The following is a 17401-nucleotide window of genomic DNA, read 5'->3' as shown; positions in this document are numbered from 1 at the left end:
CTCAGCGCGCTTTGGCTCCGAACGATCGCAGAATCTTGTCCAAAGCGGGCGCGGCGACACTCAGCTCGTCCAGGTGAATGCGCGAGAGCGATCGCAGCTTCTGCTCGCCCTTGGCCGTCAGCTTGACCAGGACGCGACGCGCGTCCTCGGGATCGGCTTGCCGGGCGATCAGCTTCAGCTTCGCCATCCGATCCACCAGCTCCACCGCCGTGTGGTGCCGGATCAGGAGGAAGCGCGCGATATCGCCGACGCTGGCACCGTCGGCATCGGCCAATCCCTTGATCGCGAGCAGCGCCTGGTGCTGCTGCGCCGTCAATCCGGCGTTCTGAGCCGCGGCTTCGCTGAAGGCCAGGAAGATTCGGAGCTGATAGCGGAATTGCGCCAGTGCCGCGTAGTCGGCGTCGCGCATGGTCCGGCGGCTTGAAGACCGTGCAGGCATCGCCGCCGTGGAGCGTTGCGCCTTCTTCGCCTGAACCATGCCGTGCCGCCTCCGCGCCTCGCCGCCCGGCAATGCAACCCGGCGGGCGCCGGGGATGCACAAATATCGGCGCTGGCGATTCCCACATCCTGTTCGACGTTGCCATGCATGTCGAGCGTCACGAGGTGGTGGCCCTGCTCGGCCGCAACCGTGCCGGCAAGAGCACGACGCTGAAGAGCCTGATGGGCGTGGTGACGCCGCGCAGCGGCTGCATCAGGTTCGACGGCATCGACGTCGCCGGCCGCCGGAGCCACAAGATCGCCCAGGCGGGCATGCAGCTCGTGCACGAGGAACGCCGCATCTTCGGCAGCCTGTCGGTGGAGGAGAACATCGTCCTCGCGGGCATCACTGCGCCGAAGCGCTGGCCGCTCGGGCGCATCTACGAGATGTTTCCGCGGCTGAAGGAGCGGCGCAACAACCGCGGCACCGACCTCTCCGGCAGCGAGCAGCAGATGCGCGCGATCGCGCGGGCGCTGGTTCGCGATCCCAAGATCGTGCTGCTGGACCAGCCGTTCGAGGGACTCGCGCCCGTGATCGTCCACGATCTCGTGAAGGCCTGCCGCGAGCTCGCGGCCGCCGGCCAGACCGTCGAGCTGGTCGAGCAGAATCTGACGGCGACGCTGACGCTGGCGACGCGGATCTACGTCATCAACAACGCCACATCGTGCACGAAGGTCCGGCGCAGGAACTCAAGGCCCAGCCGGAACTGCTGCAACGCTATCTTGGCGTCTAGGGCGTCTACCCATAAACTCGGGAGGTCTGCTTTCGAGGGGCGAGCGGACGCGCGGCCCCACCCCGGAATGTCGACTTGTGCCCAAAGCGGACACCAAGTCGCCCCTGGAGGTAAGGTCTTGCCAAGCCGGGAGAAAACACCGTGAGCACGATCTGGCCGGAGATCCCCTTCGAGGCATGGCGCGAAAGCTGTTCCGCGCTTCATTTGTATTGCCAGGTTGTCGGCAAGTATCGGCTCGCGAGAGCGCCGTGGGTCAACCATTCCTGGCACGCGACTTTCTACGTGAATGCGCGCGGGCTGACGACTTCGCTGGTTCCGGACGGATCCGGCATCGAGATTATCTTCGATCTCGTCCGTCATGTCCTGATCGCAGAGGCGGCCGACGGCTGCAGAGCCGAAATGCCGCTCGGGCGAATGTCCGTCGCCGAATTCCACACCCGATTCTGCGAAGTGGTCGGACGTCTCGGCGGAATACCGGAATTCGACGGTCGGCCCAGCGAGGTCCCGGATCCGATCCCGTTCCGGGAAGACCTCCAAATCAGGCCCTACGACGCAGACGCCGTGACGCGGTTCTTTCGCGCCCTCGTCGCGATCAACGGAGTCTTTCATCGATTTCGGACGGGGTTCACCGGGAAAGTCAGTCCGGTCCATCTCTTCTGGGGCAGCTTCGATTTGGCGGTGACGCGCTTCTCCGGTCGTCCCGCCCCACTGCATCCGGGCGGCGTTCCGGGTTTGCCTGATGTCGTGACCCGCGAGGCCTATAGCGATGAGGTCTCCTCCGCCGGCTTCTGGCCGGGCGGAGGCGGTGCGGATTTCGCGGCCTTCTACTCCTATGCCTATCCCACCCCGAACGGCTTCGCCGACGGACAGGTCATGCCGGAAGGCGCATACTTCGATCAGAAGCTCGGCGAATATCTCCTGCCCTACGACCTCGTGCGAAAATCCAGCGAGCCTGAGGAGACGCTCATGGCGTTTCTGCAGAGCACCTATCGGGCGGCGGCTGATACCGGAGGCTGGGATCGTGCCGCGCTCGAATGTCCGATTGGCTCCCCCCTTCGACCGCGCCCGCTGAACAAACGATGATGAAGATCGAGGAAAGCTCGCTGGCAAGAAATTGGTGCAGCGAAGCTGATCAGGTCAGACGCAAAATCAGCCACCAAGCGCCGCGATCATCCGCTTGGCATGCTCGGCGAGCACGGCCATGTCTTCCTTGCGCGTGTGCGCCGGCAGCAGCTCGATTCCGGCCCTGACCGGCATGACATGCATGTGCAGATGAAGCACCACTTGCCCGGAGGCGGGCTCGCTGAACTGCTGGAGGATGATCCCTTCGGCGTCGAAAGCCTTCATCGCCGCGATTGCGATCCGCTTGGCGGTGCGGGCGACCGCGGCGAGATCGTCATCGGCGATGTCGAGGATGCCGCGCGCCGGCGCCCTCGGGATCACCAGCGTGTGCCCCGGTGAGCGCGGCATGATGTCGAGGAAGGCGAGGCTGCGGTCGTCCCTGAACACCTCGAAGCAGGGAATTTCGCCGCGCAGGATCTTCGCGAAGACGTTCTGATCGTCATAGGCCGTCATGGATGCCTCCCTCGCCACGCGGCGCGATCCAACGCGCTCCTTTCCGTTGACGCAAGCAAGTCCGCCGATCTATCCACGATGCCAAGGCAGGATGGTTCCATTGGCGACAGATTCCGGACACAGCATCGAGAGCGCGCGGCGCGCGCTTGCCGCACGGCTGCAAGCGGCCGGCATCGAGGAGCCGGGCCTGGATGCACGCCTGCTCGTCGGCGCCGCAGTGGAGCTCGATCTCACCGCCATGGTGACGCAGGCGGCGCGACGACTGACGCCTGAAGAGGCTGCGCGGCTCGAAGGCTATGCGCAGCGCAGGCTCGCGCATGAGCCGGTCGCCCGCATTTTGGGGGCGCGGGAATTCTGGGGCCTGCCGTTCCGCCTGTCCGAGGCAACGCTGGTGCCGCGGCCGGACACCGAAACGGTCGTCGAACTGGCGCTCGAGATTTTTCGCGAATTCAGGATCTCTGGGCGGCGCCCGCGTATCGCCGATATCGGCACCGGATCCGGCGCCATCCTGCTCGCTCTGCTGCACGAGATACCCGAGGCGTTCGGCGTCGGCACCGATGTCAGCCTCACCGCGCTCAGCACCGCGCGAGATAATGCGGCCGCGCTCGGCCTGTCCGGCCGCGCCGCTTTCGTCGCCTGCTCCTACGCGGCGGCGCTTCAAGGCCCGTTCGACCTCATCGTGTCGAACCCGCCCTATATTCCCTCGGCTGAAATTCCGAAATTGAGCATCGAGGTGCGCGAGCACGATCCGCATCTGGCGCTCGACGGCGGCAATGACGGCTATGACGCCTACCGCATCCTGATCCCGCAGGCGGCCGAGCGTCTCGCCGCAGGCGGGGCGCTGATCGTCGAGGCCGGCCAGGGCCAGGCCCGGAATATTGAAACCTTGATGGGGGGCGCGGCGTTATCGGTGGACAGGCCACTCAAGGCCGACCTTGGAGGCATTCTACGAGCCGTATCGGCCCGAAAAATGCCTCCATAAAAGCCGGATTGGCCTGCAAAAACCTCTTGGAATATCCCTTGGGAACGACTACGTTCCGCTCAACACATCGGTGCCGGCCCCGTAGACCTACGGGCGAAAGCCGGGGCTCTCGGGCGAGAGCGTTACTGATTATAGGTTCCAAGCCGCAGGTCCTGTTGAGCGCGATGGCCAGTGGAGCTGCGCTGCTCTCCGACCGCAACGTGAACGAAAGCCAGATATTGCGCTTGAAGACTTACGCAACAAAGCTGGGCTTGTTTCGGCAGGCGATATGAATGGGTTCGCTGGCGATGGATGCTGGCGAGTGGGGAACGCGTCTTTGTTGAACGCGACGGTCGACGAACATCGGCAGGGTTCGATCCGCTCTTGCGCGCGGTGCGCGCGAGACATGTGAACCGCTGTCAGCAGGTCACTCCTAGCAATCAGTAATGCGTGCAACCTTTAGGGCTGGAATTAAAGGCAGGACATGAGAAACGGTCAGAACAAGCAGCGGATGCGCAACCGCAACAACAATAACAACAACAACCGGCGCGGCCAGAACCCGATGACCCGGGTCTACGAGTCCAACGGACCCGACATCAAGATCCGCGGCACGGCCTCGCATATTGCTGAAAAGTATCTCCAGCTGGCGCGGGACGCGCGATCCTCCGGCGACCCCGTTGCCGCCGAGAACTACTACCAGCATGCCGAGCACTATTTCCGCCTGATCGCGGCGGCCCAGGAACAGTTCCGCCAGAACCAGCAGCAGCCGCGCGGCGACGAGCCGGTCAGCACGAGCGACGATGGCGAGGACGACGGCGAGAATTTCTCGAATTTCGGCCAGGAGCCGGGTTTCGTCCCGCAGCCGCCGCAGCAGCCTTACGCGCGCGAGGGCCAGCGCGATCATCACCAGCGTGATCACCAGAGCCGCGACAACCAGCAGCCCTATCAGCGCGACAACCAGCAGCCGCGCGAGCACCGCGAACGCGACCATCGTCCGCAGCCGCAATATCAGCCGCAGCCGCAGCCTGCGAACCAGCCGCAGCCCGTCATCGCCGATGCCGGCAGCGTCGACCGCCTGCCCTCCTTCATCACCGGCGCACAGCCGCAAGCGAATGTCGGCGCGAACGGTGGTCAGGGCGGCGGCTTCGAGGGCGGTGGTGGCGAACGCTATCCGCGCCGCCGGCGCCGGCCGCATGGCCCGCGCCCCGAGCGCGAGGCAGCGCCCGCCGGTTCGAGCGACGATCTCGCGCCCGGCGAGTAAGCCTTTTCCGAAAGTCTGAATGAGAATCGTCCCGGCCCCGCCGGGACGATTTTTTAACTGCGCGTGACCGTGGTCGAGGACGGCACCAGCACCGGCTTGGTCAGTGCGGGAATGAGGTGCGCGCGTTCGCGCTTGGCGGGGATCGCGCGGTAGACCTGCTTGGTGGCCTCGACGATGTGCACGCCGGCAAAGGGCAGCGACAGCGCCGCGCCGGCACGCTCCCACATCTGCGCCGATTTCAGCACCCAGCCGCCGGCATAGGGCGGCATGAACAGTGCCTCGCCCCAGGCGGTCGGCGTGAACCAGGTCTGACGCAGCAGCTCGGTGATCTGCGAGCGCGAATAGGGGCGGCCGTGGCCGAACGGCGTGTTGTCGGTGCGGGTCCACACCCCGCGCCGGTTCGGGATCACCGCGATGACGCGCCCCGAGGGCGACAGCACCCGCCACACCTCGCGCAGCAGCGCAGCCGGATCGTCCGACATCTCGAGCGCGTGGACCAGCAGGATGCGGTCGACGGCGGCGTCGGGAAGCGGCAGCGTGAATTCATCCACCAGCGAGGCCAGCGCCGGCCGTCCCGTCGGCCATTTCAGCACGCCCTGGGCCGCCGGCATGAAGGCGATGCAGCGCTCGGCATCCTCGCGAAACAGCCCCAGATAGGGCGTCGGATAGCCGATGCCGAGCACGCGCTGGCCCTCGGCATTCGGCCAGCGCTCCCTGATGCCGCGATTGATCATTTGCCGCGCCACGATCCCGAGGCGGCGGGAATAGAACTCGCGAAGATCGACGACATCGATGCTCATGACGGCAATGTAACATGCACAAGGGCACTGCTGCGCGCGGAATATTGCATTGCCTGCGCAACGTTAACGCCATATTTGTCTGGCGGGGCTGAGCGCGATGGAGATGTCATGGCCGCCGAAATTCGTACTTTCAACTGTTTAAGCGACAATTTCGGTTATCTGATCCACGATGTGGAAACCAAGGCAACCGCGTCGATCGATGCGCCGGAGGCCGGCCCCATCCTTGCGGCGCTGGAGCGCGAGGGCTGGCAGCTCACCGACATCCTGATCACCCATCATCATGGCGATCATGTCGGCGGCGTCGCCGAACTCAAGCAGAAATACAATTGCCGCGTCGTCGCGCCGCACGACAAGACGACGAAGATCGCGAACGTCGATCTGCGCGTCGCCAATGCCGACGTGGTCAAGATCGGCAATCTGTTGGCGCGCGTCGTCGAGACGCCGGGCCACACGCTCGACCACGTCTCCTACGTGTTCGACAATGAGAAGACGGTGTTCGCCGCCGACACGCTGTTCTCGATCGGCTGCGGCCGAGTGTTCGAGGGCACCTATCCGATGATGTGGGACTCGCTGTTGAAGCTGCGCGCCCTGCCCGACGACTTCAAGCTCTATTGCGGCCACGAATACACGGCGTCCAACGTCAAATTCGCGCTCACCGTCGAGCCTGATAACGCGGCGCTCCAGGCGCGCGCGGCGGAGGTGGCGAAGCTGCGGGCCGAGAACAAGCCGACGATTCCCTCACTGCTTGGTGACGAGAAGCGAGCAAACGTGTTCCTGCGGGCTGATGCGCCCGAGGTGGCAGCCAAGCTACACATGAAGGGCGCGGATGCCGCCGCGGTGTTCGGCGAGCTGCGCGAGCGCAAAAACAAGTCCTGAACAAGCAAGTCCTGACTGGATCGATGCCGACCGCAGCCGAGATCATCGCACGCCTCGAACTCCGCCCGCATCCCGAGGGTGGGCACTATCGCGAGACGTTTCGCGACCAGAGCACGGATGCCAATGGCCGTTCGCGCTCGACCCTCATCTACTTCCTGCTCGCACGCGGCGAACGCTCGCACTGGCACCGCATCGATGCGGTCGAGACCTGGCATTACTACGCCGGCGCCCCCCTGATGCTGCGCATCGCCCATGACGGCTGCTCCCAGCACGAGGTGCGGCTCGGCACCGACCTGCTCGGCGGCGAGCGCCCGCAGGCGATCGTGCCGGCGAATGCCTGGCAGATGGCGGAGACCACGGGCGAGTGGACGCTGGTCGGCTGCACTGTTGCGCCCGCCTTCGAGTTCGCCAAGTTCGAGCTGGCGCCGAAGGGCTGGGAGCCGTAGCTCGACGCGGTCATTCGGGAACGGCGCGCAAGCGGCGGGCTATGATGCGCAATTGCGTATCGCCCCGGAATGACAATCACCTTTTCCGCAGCACCATGTCCTTCGCCGCAATCAGGCCGCCGCCCGCGATCAGGATCGCAGCGATCGCGATGTTGGCGCTGGCTTTGGCAAAACCTGCGGCGATGAGGAAGCCGGTCGAGAGCAGCGGCGTCGCGTAGGACGCCGCGCCGAGCACGCGGATGTCGCCGCGCTTCATGCCGATGTCCCAGGCGTAGAAGGCGGCGCCGACGGGGCCGATGCCGAGCCCGATCACGGCGAGCCATTGCAGCGCGGACTCCGGCCACACGGTCGTCTCAAGCACACCGTGCATCAGCGCGGCGAGCACGGATGTGGCGAGGCAGAAGCCGGCGACCGCGTCGGTCGGCACCGCCTTGAGCCGGCGCGACAGCACCGAATAGGTCGCCCAGACGAAGGCGGCGATGAAGGCCGCAATCAATCCCGGCACCGCCCCCGGCGCAAAGCCGCTGGTGTTGCCGGCGAACAGCAGCACGGTGCCGACGAGACCGAGCACGGCGCCGATGATGTGGTGTAAGGCGAGCCGCTCGCCCGGCAGGAAGGACGAGAACAGCACGATCAAGAGCGGCCACATGTAGTTCAGAAGGCCAGCTTCTGCGGGCGGCGCAAAGCGCAGCGCGAGGAAATACAGCGCGTGATAGCCGAACAGGCCGCCGACGCCGACGACCCACACGACCAGCGGCTGGCGCAGGCTTTTGGCGGCATCGCCGCGGCCGATCCAGGTCAAAAGACCGACGAGACCGCCGATCGCAAAGGTCATCGCGGCGAGCTGGAACGCCGGGATCTTTCCGGTCGCGACCGTCATCACTGACAGCAGCGACCACATCAGGATCGCCGTCAATCCGATCAGTGTGGCTGTGCGGGGGGTCATCGATCAAAAGGCTCTGAGGACGCTAATGCCCGGCACGAGGCCGGGCATTTTCGTCTTCACTATCGCCTTGTCCGGCCCGAAGCTACAGGCTTTTGGGTCAGAGACCTGCGGCGATATATCAGGCCTGATACTGGCCGCCATTGATGGTCATGGTCGATCCCGTGATGAAGCCGGCCTCGTCGGCGGCGAGGAACACGACCGCGCGCGCGATCTCCTCGGGCTCGCCGAGCCGGCTGACCGGGATCTGCGGAATCACGTTCTTCTCCAGCACGTCCTTCGGCACTGCCTGCACCATTTCGGTGTTGATATAGCCGGGGCAGATCGCATTCACGGTAATGCCGCCCTTGGCGTTCTCGAGCGCGAGCGCCTTGGTGAAGCCGATGTCGCCGGCCTTCGCCGCGGAATAGTTGACCTGGCCGAACTGTCCCTTCTGGCCGTTGATCGACGAGATCGAGATGATGCGGCCGAACTTGCGCGAACGCATGCCCTCGATCACCTGGCGCGTCATGTTGAACAGCGACCCGAGATTGGTGTTGATGACGGCGTTCCACTGCTCGAGCGTCATCTTGTGGAAGGCAGTGTCGCGGGTGATGCCGGCATTGTTGACAAGCACCTCGATCGGCCCGAGATCGGCCTCGACCTTCTTCACCCCTTCGGCGCAGGCGTCGAAGCTGCTGACGTCCCATTTGTAGACGGCGATGCCGGTCTCGGCCTTGAACTTCTCCGCCGCGGCATCGTTGCCGGCGTAGCTCGCCGCGACCTTGTAACCTGCCGCCTTCAGCGCCTTGCTGATCGCAGCTCCGATGCCCCGCGTACCACCCGTCACCAATGCAACACGTGCCATATCGTATTCCTTCCCTTGGACTCTTCGGACGTTTCTGAGTGATCGTTTTTAACGGTGGATTATGCGGCTGGTTTGACGGACATCAAGAACAAAACGCCCGGCGTTGAGCCGGGCGTTTGTATTTAGTTGAGGCTTGCGCAGTTGCGAAGAATATTTGATTTGCAACCGCTGCCTTTTTAGTCGCGTGCAACGCACTCGATCAGGTGTGCGGCGCACGCGTCAGTTCACGTCAGCGACGTTCAGTCGCGCGCCAGACACATCGCGATACCCATGCCGCCGCCGATGCACAGCGTGGCGAGGCCCTTCTTTGCATCGCGCTTCTGCATCTCGTGCAGCAAGGTCACCAGCACGCGCGCGCCGGAGGCGCCGACCGGATGGCCGATCGCGATCGCGCCGCCATTGACGTTGACCTTCGAGGTATCCCAGCCGAGGTCCTTGTTGACGGCGCAGGCCTGCGCCGCGAAGGCCTCGTTGGCCTCGATCAGGTCGAGATCGCCGACGTTCCAGCCGGCCTTCTTCAGCGCGGCGCGCGAAGCCGGGATCGGGCCCGAGCCCATGATCTTCGGATCGACGCCAGCCTGCGCCCACGACACAATGCGTGCCAGCGGCTTCTTGCCTTCCTTGGCGGCCTGCTTGGCGGTCATCAGCACCACGGCGGCAGCGCCGTCATTGATGCCGGAGGCCGAGCCTGCGGTGACCGTGCCGTCCTTCTCGAAGGCAGGCTTGAGCTTGGCCATCGCATCGAGCGTTGCGCCATGGCGCGGATATTCGTCGTCGCTGACGACGACGTCGCCCTTGCGGGTCTTGATGGTGACGGGAATGATCTCGTCCTTGAACTTGCCGGCCTTCTGCGCGGCCTCGGCCTTCTGCTGCGAGGCAACGGCGAACTCGTCCTGCTGGGCGCGGGTGATCTGCCACTGCCGCGCGACGTTCTCGGCAGTGTTGCCCATGTGGTAGCCGTTGAAGGCATCCCACAGGCCGTCCTTGATCATGGTATCGACCAGTTCGAGGCCGCCCATCTTGACGCCGCCGCGCAGGTGCTGGGCGTGCGGAGCCATGCTCATGGATTCCTGGCCGCCGGCAACCACGATCTCCGAATCGCCGTTGAGCAGCGCCTGGTAGCCGAGCGCGACGGTGCGCAGGCCCGAGCCGCAAAGCTGGTTCACGCCCCAAGCCGGGCTTTCGACCGGAATGCCGGCTATGATCGAGGCTTGGCGGGCGGGGTTCTGGCCCTGAGCCGCGGTCAGGATCTGCCCCATGATGACTTCCGAGACCCGGCCGGGTTCGATGCCACCACGCTCCAGCGCGGCCTTGATGGCGACGGCGCCGAGATCATGGGCGGGAAGGGTCGCGAAGGCTCCGTTGAAGCTTCCGACCGGGGTGCGAGCGGCGCTGACGATGACGACATCGTCTGACATGGGCATCTCCTGGGGCTTGAGGTTTTCTAAAAAGGGGCAGGCGGGCGGTTGGGAAAAGGCCCGTCAGTCTCGTCAGGCATCCTGTTAACGTCGTTGAGGCATGTCAATCGGCCGGCGACCGAATCCATGCCGCAGCGCATTCAAAATAGCGTTCTTGGCGCTTTCGCAAGCACGTTTTTGCCGCCCGATTAACCGTGGCGCACAAAACGGTAGCGTGACCCCTTTGAAAATGCTTATTTTGTTGCGTTGCGTACTCTTCCCGCCCTGCGGCATAGCCGCCGGGTTCCCGTTCTCAGCGTTTGCAAGTGAGAGCCCATGGCGAAATCAGACCAACCCACCACGATCAAGAAATACGCGAACCGCCGGCTCTATAACACCGGAACGAGCACCTACGTGACGCTGGAAGACCTCGCCGCCATGGTCAAGGACGGCGAAGATTTCCTGGTCTACGACGCCAAGACCGGCGACGACATCACCCGCTCCGTGCTGGCCCAGATCATCTTCGAGCAGGAGAACAAGGCCGGCCAGAACCTGTTGCCGACCACCTTCCTGCGCCAGCTGATCCGCTTCTACGGCGACAGCATGCAGATGGTGGTGCCGAAATATCTGGAGCAGTCGATCGCGACGCTGACCCAGGAGCAGGAGAAATTCCGCAAGCAGATCGCCAACACGCTGTCCGGCACGCCGTTCGCGCCGCTGGAAGAGCAGGTCCGCCGCAACATGGAGCTGTTCCAGCAGACGTTCTCGATGTTCAAGCCGTTCGCCGCGCCCCGCCCGGCAGCGAGCTCCGAGCCGGAGCCGGATGCGAACGCCGAGGCACCGAAGGACAGCAATATCGACGACCTGCGCCAGCAGATGAAGGAAATGCAGGAACGCCTCGAGCGGATGTCGAAGAAGGACGAGTAGCCCTTCGTTCGCGCCGGCGCGTCCGCATCCGGCGGACGCGCGAATTGCCACTTAATCCCGGCAGCGCCGCTTACGCGCTGCCGTCCCGGCCGAGGCCGGAGCCGCCATGCCTGACCGCACCACGCACTGGGACAACGTCTACGCCACCAAGGGCGAGGCCGAGGTCAGCTGGTTTCAGGACAGCCCAACGATCTCGCTCGACATGATTCGCGCGGCCGCTCCGGACCATGACGCGGCCATCATCGATATCGGCGGCGGGGCCTCACGGCTGGTCGATGCGCTGCTGCGGGATGGATATCGCGATCTCGCCGTGCTGGATCTGTCCGCCAACGCGCTTGATGCGGCGAAGAGGCGGATCGGTGCCGCCGCTTCAACGGTCGACTGGATCGTCGCCGATGCCACGACGTGGCGGCCGGCAAAGACCTACGATGTCTGGCACGATCGCGCGGCATTTCACTTCCTGACCGATCCGCACGACAGGGCTGCCTATGTCGAGCGCCTGCGCTCGGCAGTCAAACCAGAAGGGCATGTTATCATCGCGACGTTTGCGCCCGAGGGCCCGGAGAAATGCAGCGGCCTGCCGGTGCAGCGGCACGACAGCGCGAGCCTTGCCGCGGAGCTCGGGCCGGAATTCGAACTGGTCGAGACGCAGTGCGAGATGCACCACACGCCGTGGGATTCGACGCAGGCGTTTCAATTCAGCAGGTTTCGGAGGCGGGGTTCATAAGCACGCGACGGGCGTTCGAAGCTGTGGATTCTCGATGCTCCCACAAGCTCGTCATTGCGAGCGCAGCGAAGCAATCCAGAATCCCTCCGCGGAAAGACTCTGGATTGCTTCGCTGCGCTCGCAATGACGGAGTACGCGGAAGCAACGAGACCTACGCCGCCAGCTTCACCGCATGCGCAAAATCCCAATAGAGCTTTCGCGCCTTGGTATAGAGCGGACCCGGCTTCAGCTCGCGTTCGTCGATGCGGATCACCGGCGCGACTTTAGCAAAATTGCCGGTTGAAAAGATCTCGTCGGCGGCGAGGAAGTCGGCATAGCGCAGCGTCTTCTCGACCACGGTGACGCCGTCGCCGCGGAGCAGGCTGATGACGCGCTGGCGCGTGATGCCGTTGAGGAAAGTGCCGTTCGGCACCGGCGTGAACACCACGCCGTCTTTGGCCATGAACACGTTGGAATTGCCGAACTCCGCGACGTTGCCGAGCATGTCGAGCATCAGCGCGTTCTGGAAGCCGCGCGAGGCGGCCTCTGCGAGCGCACGCGAATTGTTCGGATAGAGGCAGGCGGCCTTGGCCTCCACCGGCGCGCATTCGGCGGTCGGCCGGCGGAACGGCGACAGCGTGATGGCGTTGCCGACAGGCTTCGGCATCGGCGCCTCGTAGATGCACAGGCACCAATTGGTGGTGTCGGGGTCGAACAGCACGCCGCCGCCCGAGCCGTTCTGCGCCCAGTACATCGGACGGATGTAGAGCTCGGCATTCGCTCCGAAGCGCGCGATACCTTCATTGGCGAGCGAGAGCCAGGTGCCGGTGTCGACCACCGGCTTCAGGCCGAAATTGATCGCGGATTGATTGGCGCGAGCGACGTGACGGTCGAGATCGGGCGCGACGCCTTCGAACGCGCGCGCACCGTCGAACACCACAGAGCCGAGCCAGGCCGCGTGCGTGCGCGGGCCCATGATCGGCACATTGCCGTCGTGCCATTTGCCCTCGAAGAAGGTCCAGCTCGGCGAATATTCGATCGGCTTCTTGATCTCGGCCATGGCTGGCCTCCCGTGGAACTGTTTCGGCACTATTGTCCCAATTTCTAAACGATTTGCTGCGGAATTTGGACACCCTCTTGGAGGGGGTAAGACAGCGCAAAGCGGCCTGGAGTCACGGAGTCTCCCATGCCGCTCGATCCGCTCGCAAAGCGTTTGTTGACCATGATGGCTGCGGCTGGGCCGCAAGCGCGGAGCCGGCCGAGCGCGGACGCGCGGCGGCAGTCGCTGGCGAAGCTGATGCAGTTCGCGCGCGCCGACGCGCCTGACGTGACGACGTCAGACGGTGTGCTGCCCGGCCCCGGCGGAGAGCTGTCCTACCGCCTCTATTCACCTGCAAGCGCCCGTGAGCACGCGCCGGGCTTCGTGTTCTTTCACGGCGGCGGGCTCGTCGCCGGCAGCATTGCCACGCATGACCGCATCGCGGCGGCGCTGGCGCACGCGACCGGCTGCCGCCTCGTCTCGGTCGATTACCGGCTCGCACCCGAACATCAATTCCCGGCCGCCGTGGACGATGCGATCGCCGCCACCGAATGGGTCGCGCGCGAGGCCGCTTCGCTCGGCATCGACGCCGAGCGGCTGGTGGTCGGCGGCGATTCCGCCGGCGCCACATTGGCTGCGATCGTGTGCCAGGAGGCCGCGCAAAGCGCCGGCCTTTCCATCGTCGCACAATGCCTGATCTGCCCGGTGCTGGATTTCGAGGAGACCTCGCCGTCGCGCGAGGAATTCGCCGAAGGCCATCTGATCGATCGCGTCACGATCGAGGCCGATCTCGCCGACTATCTGCCCGAGGGCCTGGATGCCGCCGATCCCCGCATCTCGCCATTGCGCGCGACACGGCTCGCCGGCCTGCCGACCGCGATCATCCACACCGCCGAGTTCGATCCGATGCGCGACGAGGGCAATGCCTACGCCCGCAAGCTGCTCGCCGCGGGCGTCGCGGTCGAGCACGTCTGCCATGACGGCATGGTCCACAACTTCCACGCCATGGGCGCGATCCTGCCGCAGGCCCAGCTCGTGCTGTCGCAAATCGGCGAGCAGGTCAGGCGGGCGGTGGAGAAGTGAGGCACTTCCTTACCCTCTCCCCTTGCGGGAGAGGGTGGATCGCCGCGCAGCGGCGAGACGGGTGAGAGGTCTCTCTCCGCGAATGCGATAGAGCTCGCTTGTTGAGGCATACCCCTCATCCGGCGCTTCGCGCCACCTTCTCCCACAAGGGGAGAAGGAAGAAAGAATCACGCGCGCGCGCCGATCACCGCCCTTGCCGCCACGACATATTCCGGCCAGTGCGCGTCCGCATACCGTTCCGCCTGCCGCGCGCAGTTGATATCGGGCGCATGGGCGGCGGCGATCGTGCGAGCGAAGCGCTCTTCGGCGACCGTCACGTCCCCGGGCTCGGACAACGGTGCGGCGGCGGCGACAGCAGTCGGAGCAACAGCAAGCCCCGCCAGACCCGTGAGCAAAATGCGGCGTGACGTGTTCATTTCTGTCGTCCTTCCATTGTCCGGCCTGCACTCTGGCCGGCGAGTGTGTCAATGCGATCACGGCAGGGTAACCGCGCATATCGGCCCCGTCCACCGCTTGCGGATGGCGCTTGACCGCGGGAATGATCACGTTCCATCTAGAACACGATTCCGTCACCAGAGCGCCACGCGCCGGATTGTCACGTGTCCTACCCGCGCCGATCATACCGTCCGGCCTCGCCCGTCGTGATCGGACTGCTTGGCCTGGCGATCTCGGCAGGCACAGCCTTCGCCGCCGATGACGACGAGGACAAACCCACAAAGCCCGCCATCCCGAACATCTACCTCGATCTCCGCACCATCTATGCGACGATCCCCGCAGGCACGCTCGGGCTCGGCTTCGGCAACACGTCCTTGTCCGCCGCGTTCGAAGCGCTGGCGGCACAGCGCGGCACGACGCTGCCGAACGGCTTGCCCGCGGCAAAATCGATCGTCGTCGACCTGCCGCTGACGGTCGACGTCAGCGATCGCGTCTCGCTCTATGGCGGCGTATCGGGCTCGACGATAGATATCGGCGGCGGCTGGTCATCGTTCGACATCACGAGCTGGAACATCGGCGTTCAGGCCGATCTCTACCAGCAGAACGGCGGAAAGATCCCGACCATCACGCTGCAATCGACCCTGACGCAGTCGGTGCCGAACGAGCAGGGCATGACGACCTCGTTCAACAACATCCTGGAATTCGACTACGCGCTCGACGAGGACGAGACGCGCGGCTGGCTCGCGGGCGTGCAGTACACCCACACCGACATCGCCAGCCAGCTCGCCAGGATCAAGCCGAACACGATCCTCTATGCCGGCGGCTACTACCAATGGCCGAGCAATTGGAAGTTCACGGGGCGGCTTGGCGTGCAGTCGTTCGGCGGCGCGCAGCTCGGGGGCCGGACCCTGGCGGAGTCCTTCACCCAGCCGATCCTGCGGCTCGACCTCGATCGCATGGACGACAATGACAACCGCCTGTTCGGCATCACCGCGCTGATCGCGTGGATGCCGAAGCCGTCCTATCAGCTGACCTTGCGCACCCCGCTCTATGCCGTGCGCAACTGACTGCAGTCATGGTGGATTTTGGATGAAGCGCGCCGCCCGCGATTGGCCGGATGGCAGGGACCAGACCGGGACCCTTGCCGCTGATATGACGAGCTTTTTCGCACCCGCCGTGGCGCGTCGGCCGTCAACCGATCGTTAATCTTCATCCGAAAACGTCTGTTGCGTTACATCGCCACAAGTAACCTTGCGCGAAACTGGGCCGGCGTTTCGCATCATGTGCGCCCTGGAGGCTGCGAATGTCCCGCTTGGTCTCGGAACGGACGTTCCTTGCTGGGAAGATCTTTTTCAATTTCGGCCAATCGTCGATCGATTGCGTCGTGCGCCGGCTGACCGAGGAGGCCGCGACGCTCGAGATGGAGAGCGGCCTCGGAGTGCCCGAGCGATTCCAGCTCAGGCTCGCCGGGCGCGAGATCCTGGCCTGCCGCGTGATCTGGCGATCCGACCGCCAGGTCGGCGTCGCCTTCGAGCAGCCAGGCAGCGAGCGCCCGACCGGCGAGGAGCGAGAGCGCTCGTCCGACGCGCTGATGCGCAGCCAGATGCTGGCACTGCGCGCCGCGCTCGATCATGTGCCAACTGGCATCGTGCTGCTCGACTCCAATCTCCGAGCGCGCCTGATCAACCAGTCGTTTCGGCAGATGTGGCGCCTGCCCGACGAGGTCGCCGACAGTAATCCCTCCATCCTCACGCTGCTTCATCACGGACGTGACACCGGCGCCTATGAGGTGCCCGACCCTGAGCTCGACGCCTTGGTGGCGGAGCGTGTCCGCGTGATCGAGGCGGGCGATCCGACGCCGATCGATCTGCGCCGGACCAACGGCGATGTGGTGCGCGTCCAGGTCACGCCATTGCCCGATGGGGGACGCATGCTGACCTATACGCCCGTCACCGACATCGTGCGCACCTCGGACGAACTGAAGCTGCTGCGGGATGCGCTGGAGAACGTCCAGGACGGCGTCCTCCTTCTCGACTCCGACCTGCACGCCACCTTCATGAACCGGCGGATGCGGCGATTCTGGGAGGTCAGCGAAGACGAGGCCGCAAACCGGCCTGCTTATTCATCGCTGGTGCGGCGCCTCCACCGGGCCAGCGCGCCCAATCTGCCAACGAACGAGCTCGCGAAATTCCCCGCGCGACGCGTCGAAGAGGTCAAGGCCGGCGATCACGTGCGCGACCTGCAGACGCCGGACGGAAGGCGCATCAGGGCCCATTGCACCACGATGTCGAACGGCGGCCGCATGCTGACCTATGTCGACATCACCGACCTGACGCAGAAAGCCGCGATGCTGGAGACGCTCGCCACCACCGATCCGCTCACCGGCCTCTACAACCGCCGCCACTTCCTCGACAATCTCGATGCGGAATGGAGCCGGTTCCAGCGCTACTACCGTGCCGTCTCGGTGCTGATGCTCGACATCGATCACTTCAAGTCGGTCAACGATCGCTACGGCCATGCCGTGGGCGACGCCGCGATCAAGGCGGTCGCGGCCGCTTGCCTCGACGGCAAGCGGAAGTCGGACATCGTCGGCCGTCTCGGTGGCGAGGAATTCGCCGTGCTGCTGCCCGAGACCAGCCTGTCCCGGGCGAGGACTGTCGCCGAACGTATCCGCAAGCGCGTGATGAGCACGCAGGTTCTCGCCGACAAGATTCAGTTCGGCCTCACCGTGAGCATCGGCATCGCGGAGGCCACCGTCAGCATGTCCGGCATCGACGCCTTGATGGGCGCGGCGGATCAGGCGCTCTACCAGGCCAAGGCCGAAGGCCGCAATCGCTGCATCGCCTTCGTACCCCCGCCGCCCGCCAGCAAGGCGGCGGAGTGATCGAACGAAG

The 17401-nt window shown here is 64.9% G+C and carries 18 protein-coding genes and 1 pseudogene; 11 read left to right on the top strand and 8 right to left on the bottom strand.

Annotation, left to right across the window (positions count from 1 at the left end):
* Position 1: 1 nt before the first annotated feature.
* Positions 2 to 478, bottom strand: a complete 477-nt coding sequence (locus QA642_RS02915; protein WP_283087139.1) for a MarR family transcriptional regulator — start codon at positions 476 to 478, stop codon at positions 2 to 4.
* Positions 479 to 510: 32 nt separating this feature from the next.
* Here QA642_RS02915 and QA642_RS02910 point away from each other — a divergent pair.
* Both QA642_RS02910 and QA642_RS02905 read left to right on the top strand, forming a co-directional pair.
* Positions 511 to 1211, top strand: a pseudogene (locus QA642_RS02910) (ABC transporter ATP-binding protein).
* 141 nt (positions 1212 to 1352) lie between these two features.
* Complete coding sequence (locus tag QA642_RS02905) at positions 1353 to 2294, top strand: DUF5996 family protein (RefSeq protein ID WP_283083307.1); 942 nt, start codon at positions 1353 to 1355, stop codon at positions 2292 to 2294.
* Positions 2295 to 2360: 66 nt separating this feature from the next.
* Here QA642_RS02905 and QA642_RS02900 read toward each other — a convergent pair whose 3' ends face one another.
* Complete coding sequence (locus QA642_RS02900; protein WP_283083306.1) at positions 2361 to 2786, bottom strand: HIT family protein; 426 nt, start codon at positions 2784 to 2786, stop codon at positions 2361 to 2363.
* A gap of 91 nt (positions 2787 to 2877) precedes the next feature.
* On the opposite strand from QA642_RS02900, the gene prmC reads away from it, so the two are divergent.
* Both prmC and QA642_RS02890 read left to right on the top strand, forming a co-directional pair.
* Positions 2878 to 3768, top strand: a complete 891-nt coding sequence (gene prmC, locus QA642_RS02895; protein ID WP_283083305.1) for a peptide chain release factor N(5)-glutamine methyltransferase — start codon at positions 2878 to 2880, stop codon at positions 3766 to 3768.
* 463 nt (positions 3769 to 4231) lie between these two features.
* The gene (locus QA642_RS02890; RefSeq protein ID WP_283083304.1) at positions 4232 to 5008 is read left to right on the top strand and encodes a DUF4167 domain-containing protein; all 777 of its coding nucleotides are present in this window, start codon (positions 4232 to 4234) and stop codon (positions 5006 to 5008) included.
* A gap of 53 nt (positions 5009 to 5061) precedes the next feature.
* Here QA642_RS02890 and QA642_RS02885 read toward each other — a convergent pair whose 3' ends face one another.
* Complete coding sequence (locus QA642_RS02885; protein WP_283083303.1) at positions 5062 to 5808, bottom strand: methyltransferase domain-containing protein; 747 nt, start codon at positions 5806 to 5808, stop codon at positions 5062 to 5064.
* 108 nt (positions 5809 to 5916) lie between these two features.
* On the opposite strand from QA642_RS02885, the gene gloB reads away from it, so the two are divergent.
* Positions 5917 to 6684 carry a hydroxyacylglutathione hydrolase gene (gene gloB, locus QA642_RS02880; protein ID WP_283083302.1) on the top strand — a complete coding sequence of 256 codons (768 nt, stop codon included), beginning with the start codon at positions 5917 to 5919 and terminating at the stop codon, positions 6682 to 6684.
* A 23-nt stretch (positions 6685 to 6707) separates the two neighbouring features.
* On the top strand, positions 6708 to 7130 hold the full coding sequence (locus QA642_RS02875) for a cupin domain-containing protein (protein ID WP_283083301.1): 423 nt from the start codon (positions 6708 to 6710) through the stop codon (positions 7128 to 7130).
* A 76-nt stretch (positions 7131 to 7206) separates the two neighbouring features.
* Here the strand turns inward: QA642_RS02875 and QA642_RS02870 are convergent, their stop codons facing one another.
* The 3 genes from QA642_RS02870 to QA642_RS02860 all read right to left on the bottom strand — a co-directional run bounded on the left by QA642_RS02870 (position 7207) and on the right by QA642_RS02860 (position 10338).
* Positions 7207 to 8076: an EamA family transporter gene (locus QA642_RS02870; protein ID WP_283083300.1), complete on the bottom strand. Its 870-nt coding sequence runs from the start codon at positions 8074 to 8076 to the stop codon at positions 7207 to 7209.
* Positions 8077 to 8194: 118 nt separating this feature from the next.
* The gene (gene phbB, locus QA642_RS02865) at positions 8195 to 8920 is read right to left on the bottom strand and encodes an acetoacetyl-CoA reductase (RefSeq protein WP_283083299.1); all 726 of its coding nucleotides are present in this window, start codon (positions 8918 to 8920) and stop codon (positions 8195 to 8197) included.
* Positions 8921 to 9159: 239 nt separating this feature from the next.
* Positions 9160 to 10338: an acetyl-CoA C-acetyltransferase gene (locus QA642_RS02860; RefSeq protein ID WP_283083298.1), complete on the bottom strand. Its 1179-nt coding sequence runs from the start codon at positions 10336 to 10338 to the stop codon at positions 9160 to 9162.
* A gap of 315 nt (positions 10339 to 10653) precedes the next feature.
* On the opposite strand from QA642_RS02860, the gene phaR reads away from it, so the two are divergent.
* Positions 10654 to 11244 (top strand): polyhydroxyalkanoate synthesis repressor PhaR, encoded by a 591-nt coding sequence (gene phaR / locus QA642_RS02855; protein WP_283083297.1) that lies wholly within the window; start codon positions 10654 to 10656, stop codon positions 11242 to 11244.
* Between the two features lie 106 nt (positions 11245 to 11350).
* Positions 11351 to 11971 carry a class I SAM-dependent methyltransferase gene (locus QA642_RS02850; protein ID WP_283083296.1) on the top strand — a complete coding sequence of 207 codons (621 nt, stop codon included), beginning with the start codon at positions 11351 to 11353 and terminating at the stop codon, positions 11969 to 11971.
* A 151-nt stretch (positions 11972 to 12122) separates the two neighbouring features.
* Here QA642_RS02850 and QA642_RS02845 read toward each other — a convergent pair whose 3' ends face one another.
* Positions 12123 to 13010 carry a branched-chain amino acid aminotransferase gene (locus tag QA642_RS02845; RefSeq protein WP_283083295.1) on the bottom strand — a complete coding sequence of 296 codons (888 nt, stop codon included), beginning with the start codon at positions 13008 to 13010 and terminating at the stop codon, positions 12123 to 12125.
* Between the two features lie 126 nt (positions 13011 to 13136).
* Here QA642_RS02845 and QA642_RS02840 point away from each other — a divergent pair, with 126 nt between their 5' ends.
* Positions 13137 to 14072 carry an alpha/beta hydrolase gene (locus QA642_RS02840; RefSeq protein WP_283083294.1) on the top strand — a complete coding sequence of 312 codons (936 nt, stop codon included), beginning with the start codon at positions 13137 to 13139 and terminating at the stop codon, positions 14070 to 14072.
* 167 nt (positions 14073 to 14239) lie between these two features.
* On the opposite strand, the gene QA642_RS02835 is transcribed toward QA642_RS02840, so the two are convergent.
* Positions 14240 to 14488 (bottom strand): hypothetical protein, encoded by a 249-nt coding sequence (locus QA642_RS02835; RefSeq protein WP_283083293.1) that lies wholly within the window; start codon positions 14486 to 14488, stop codon positions 14240 to 14242.
* A gap of 183 nt (positions 14489 to 14671) precedes the next feature.
* On the opposite strand from QA642_RS02835, the gene QA642_RS02830 reads away from it, so the two are divergent.
* Positions 14672 to 15574, top strand: coding sequence for a hypothetical protein (locus QA642_RS02830; RefSeq protein WP_283083292.1), 903 nt, complete (start codon positions 14672 to 14674; stop codon positions 15572 to 15574).
* 236 nt (positions 15575 to 15810) lie between these two features.
* Positions 15811 to 17391, top strand: coding sequence for a sensor domain-containing diguanylate cyclase (locus QA642_RS02825; RefSeq protein WP_283083291.1), 1581 nt, complete (start codon positions 15811 to 15813; stop codon positions 17389 to 17391).
* Positions 17392 to 17401: the final 10 nt, after the last annotated feature.

This window comes from Bradyrhizobium sp. CB2312, from assembly GCF_029714425.1.
Classification (GTDB): Bacteria; Pseudomonadota; Alphaproteobacteria; order Rhizobiales; family Xanthobacteraceae; genus Bradyrhizobium.
Note: the sequence above shows the minus strand (reverse complement) of the source record. Positions and strands in the feature narration are given on the sequence as shown.

Bases quoted from the DNA above. Each gene is read 5' to 3' on its own strand.
- prmC (WP_283083305.1), top strand. From the start codon at position 2,878: ATGGTTCCATTGGCGACAGATTCCGGACACAGCATCGAGAGCGCGCGG.
- QA642_RS02840 (WP_283083294.1), top strand. From the start codon at position 13,137: ATGCCGCTCGATCCGCTCGCAAAGCGTTTGTTGACCATGATGGCTGCG.
- QA642_RS02835 (WP_283083293.1), bottom strand. From the start codon at position 14,488: ATGAACACGTCACGCCGCATTTTGCTCACGGGTCTGGCGGGGCTTGCT.
- QA642_RS02825 (WP_283083291.1), top strand. From the start codon at position 15,811: ATGTCCCGCTTGGTCTCGGAACGGACGTTCCTTGCTGGGAAGATCTTT.
- gloB (WP_283083302.1), top strand. From the start codon at position 5,917: ATGGCCGCCGAAATTCGTACTTTCAACTGTTTAAGCGACAATTTCGGT.
- QA642_RS02915 (WP_283087139.1), bottom strand. From the start codon at position 478: ATGGTTCAGGCGAAGAAGGCGCAACGCTCCACGGCGGCGATGCCTGCA.
- QA642_RS02870 (WP_283083300.1), bottom strand. From the start codon at position 8,076: ATGACCCCCCGCACAGCCACACTGATCGGATTGACGGCGATCCTGATG.
- QA642_RS02875 (WP_283083301.1), top strand. From the start codon at position 6,708: ATGCCGACCGCAGCCGAGATCATCGCACGCCTCGAACTCCGCCCGCAT.
- QA642_RS02890 (WP_283083304.1), top strand. From the start codon at position 4,232: ATGAGAAACGGTCAGAACAAGCAGCGGATGCGCAACCGCAACAACAAT.
- QA642_RS02885 (WP_283083303.1), bottom strand. From the start codon at position 5,808: ATGAGCATCGATGTCGTCGATCTTCGCGAGTTCTATTCCCGCCGCCTC.
- QA642_RS02845 (WP_283083295.1), bottom strand. From the start codon at position 13,010: ATGGCCGAGATCAAGAAGCCGATCGAATATTCGCCGAGCTGGACCTTC.
- QA642_RS02900 (WP_283083306.1), bottom strand. From the start codon at position 2,786: ATGACGGCCTATGACGATCAGAACGTCTTCGCGAAGATCCTGCGCGGC.
- phbB (WP_283083299.1), bottom strand. From the start codon at position 8,920: ATGGCACGTGTTGCATTGGTGACGGGTGGTACGCGGGGCATCGGAGCT.
- phaR (WP_283083297.1), top strand. From the start codon at position 10,654: ATGGCGAAATCAGACCAACCCACCACGATCAAGAAATACGCGAACCGC.
- QA642_RS02860 (WP_283083298.1), bottom strand. From the start codon at position 10,338: ATGTCAGACGATGTCGTCATCGTCAGCGCCGCTCGCACCCCGGTCGGA.
- QA642_RS02850 (WP_283083296.1), top strand. From the start codon at position 11,351: ATGCCTGACCGCACCACGCACTGGGACAACGTCTACGCCACCAAGGGC.